A 273-nucleotide genomic window follows, 5' to 3' on the forward strand; every position below is an offset into this window, starting at 1 on the left:
TTTACCTGAAGTGGCTGGAAGATAGTTTGTTAAAAATTCTTTAAAATTCTTTTCACCGATGAAACAGATTCCTGTTGAGTCTTTCTTCTTCGCTGTTGCAAGTCCAGCACGTTCGGCAATGGCGCGTACTTCCGGTTTTTCCAAATGACCAAGTGGAAACATTGTTTTCTTCAATTGGTCTTGTGACAATTGGCTTAGGAAATAAGTTTGGTCTTTATTATTATCCACGCCACGAAGCATATGAACTGTGCCATCTTCGTCTGTTGTTACACG

Annotated in this window: 1 pseudogene; it reads right to left on the minus strand. The window is 39.9% G+C overall.

The features are described from left to right. A pseudogene (gene mnmA, locus ETC27_RS17970) lies at positions 1-273 on the minus strand (tRNA 2-thiouridine(34) synthase MnmA); the annotation flags it as partial.

Origin of the sequence: Onishia niordana, from assembly GCF_004798965.1 — a bacterium.
In the GTDB taxonomy this organism is placed as follows: domain Bacteria; phylum Pseudomonadota; class Gammaproteobacteria; order Pseudomonadales; family Halomonadaceae; genus Onishia; species Onishia niordana.